Source organism: Lutibacter sp. (assembly GCF_041596795.1).
GTDB lineage: Bacteria > Bacteroidota > Bacteroidia > Flavobacteriales > Flavobacteriaceae > Lutibacter.
On record NZ_JBFHHX010000232.1, the window covers coordinates 1 to 3,304 of the forward strand.

At 32.8% G+C, this 3,304-nt stretch carries 1 protein-coding gene; it reads right to left on the reverse strand.

Annotated features, from left to right (window positions below):
• Window positions 1-2,847: PKD domain-containing protein (locus ABY298_RS15650; protein WP_372746984.1), on the reverse strand; the 2,847-nt coding region annotated here is incomplete at its 3' end.
• Window positions 2,848-3,304: the final 457 nt, after the last annotated feature.

The following is a 3,304-nucleotide window of genomic DNA, read 5'->3' on the forward strand; positions in this document are numbered from 1 at the left end:
ATCGGTTGTATTTACATACCACTGATAGGTTGGTGTACCCGTACCTCCTGTATAAGTAACATCCATAGTACTCACTGTACCATCTACACAAATACTTTCTAATGGTCGTGGTGGATCTATAGTAATACCTGGTTCAACCGTAACAGTTGCAGTTGCTGAAACAACCTCAGAACAACTTCCAGCAGGGAAAGTGATTGTTACATAATAATAAATCGTACCTAAAACGTTTATTGGCGGATCGTAAGTAACGCTTGTTGCTCCAGTTACTGGTGTTCCTCCAGTGTTAGAATCTATACCATTTTCATACCACTGATAGACTGGTGTGTTAGGTCCTACATAGCTAACTGTTAACTGGTTTGCAACAGCTCCCAAACACACTACACTTGACTCCGGTTGAGAGGTAATATTTGCTGCAGGATCTACTGTTATTACATAATCAACAGAAGGGCCAACACAAGTACCAATTGAAGGTGTAATGGTATAGGTTACTGTACCTGTAGTCGCAGCAGTATTCGTGATTGTTTGAGCAGGTATTGTGCTTGCAGTTCCTGATGGAATAAACCCTGTAATTCCTGCAGTTGCTATGGAAGTCCAAGTATAAGTTGTGTTCGGATTATCTGAAGTTAAAAAAATTTCAGTAGTTGCTATTCCAGAGCATATATTTTGTGTTAAATCAGTATTGGTAATAGTAGGAATTGGTAAAATTTCAAAAATTTCCGTTGCTTTATTTGAAACGCCACATTCATTAGTTACTTCTAAAGTGATTGTATATAATCCTGGAAGCGTATAATCAATAGCTCCTGGATTGAGTTGATTTGAACTAGTTGGCGTTCCTCCAATAAATGTCCAATTATAAGTCAAACCACTAATATCAGTTGTGCAATTTTCAATAAGTGCAACTGGTGAAATAACTGTTGGTCCACAAAAATCAGCAATTGGCTCAATAGTTGCTTTCGGAGGTCTCTTAACAATAATAACTTGAGGTGCACTTATTTTGGTACCACAAGAATTTGTGGTTGCTAAAGTTAAAGTATAAATCCCCGCTTCATTAAAAACAAATTCGGGTTCTTTAGAGTTTTCATCTGTTCCATTGGTAAAATCCCAATTTTCAGCTGTGCCACAATTGGAGGCAGTATAAGTAACCGCCCATAAGTAAATTGGAGGACTACAACTACCTGCAAGGTCGGTTGTATTACTAATCGAAATATTAAATGGTATACAACCCTCTGCATTATCTACTAAAAATTGTGGCGCTAATGGTGGCTCTATACAAATTTGTTTTGAAGTTGTAGATTCGCCACAATTACTTTTTACAGTAAGAGTAATTGTATAATTCCCTTCTAAAGTATAGATGTGATTTACATTATTTGCAGTGGATGATAAATTTGTTTCTATAGTTCCATCACCAAAATCCCAAGTAAAAAGTGCATTTTTTGAACAACCTGTATTATCTCCAACAATAGTAGTGTTTTCAAAATTAACAGAGCTGTTAACACACGAAACTATAGGGTTAGTAAAATTTGCTTCTGATTTAGCCAAAATACTAATATTGGAAATTGTAAAATCTGTTGAATCACAAGCATTACTAATAGTTAACTTAGCCAAAAACTTACCATTATTTTCAGCACAACTGGATGATACATATGAATGTGGGATTGGATAATTTTGTGAACTAGCTGGGTCCAAAGAATTATAATAAATAGAGTTATTCAATTCAACTTGAGTAAGTTTTAAAGTATTTCCATCTCCATAATCTATATCGTATGAAGTGTCTAAAGAATTTACTCCCCAATTTGAAATTTCAAACTCCAATAACTTAGTTGGTGCACATAAATTCTGTGTGCTTCCAGGACTTACAAATCCTCCACCTGGATTAGATACATTTTTTACATCATATGTTTTAATATTATTACAACCATCATTGCCTATAGCAGTTATTTTCATTTTAAAAACACCCAATGTTAAATATGTATGTGCAATGGGAAAGGTCATAACTCCATTACTAAAATTACCATCTCCCCAATCTATATCATAGCTTGAAATACAAGCTGCAGATATGGAGTTATTACCAACATTAATCGTGTAACTTGGATCTGATGGCAGAGCATTTCCACAATTATTGAAATCTTTCAAATCATCATCATAAAAATCTATATCAGGTAATTGTTTTACATTAATGACTTTTTTTATAGTTGTAGAGCAGTTATTTGCATCTGTAACGGTCAATATGATATTAAAGATTTTCGAACCACACCCATAAGAATTGTAAATATGATTTGGATTAATATTCGTTGAAGATTTGGTATCACCAAAATCCCATAAATACTTAAATGGACCATTCCCACTTGCAATAGTTGTAAATTGAATTAAAGTTCCTGAACAAGAATTATCATTGGTAAATGAAAAATCAACTATTGGAAGCTTATTAATTTTTATAGTTTCTATTTGACCGGATATGGTTTGTATATCTCCATTACTATCCTCAACTTTTATTAATTCATAATTAAAATCACCCGAACCACTTGTATTTACAGAAATATTAATTGAGTCATCAGTATTATTTGTTTTAATTGTTTGCTCAGTTCCTCCATTTATTTTGTATGTAAAGGTATAGGGGCCACCAGCTCCTCCTTCACCTTTAAAAGTTATTACTGGCTTTGCTCCATTCTGACAAACCTCATTATTATCAACAGAAACAGTAGCAGAAATCGCAGCAAAATAATTTTTAACCGCACTTGCTATTGATACAATCTGGGAGTTGGAAATTATCGTAAAAAGAAATAAAAAAACAATAAAAGATCTAATACCATTTTTAAGCGTAATCCTAAATACCTGATTTGTTTTCATAAAATCTTTTTCATAATTTTTTTCTTAGCGGAGAGTAAAATTAAGCATTTACACATAAAATTATAATGACAATTATCATTACTTTATTCTAGTTTAAATATGCTAATTAAATAAGACCTAAAGAATATTTCAACAAATAGAATAACAGATATTATCATTTTTATAAATCAAATATAATTGACTGAAAAAACAAACATTACGGCTTTTCGTAAGGTTTTAAAATAGATACTAGTGCTATTTTAGCTTTTTGCTTTAACCATAACCTAACTTTTTAAATTCGTTTCCATTAGTAACAGTAGAACAAACTACAAACATTCGTGCAGGTAATAAGGTGTTCGTCAATTGCTCCATTTAGTTCCATAAAATACAATTAAAAACGCTCCTTTGTCGCATTTGTACTTGCCGTTCATTGCACTACAATTTGTGCTCCAGTGGGTGCTCATTGCAGCGCATTCAC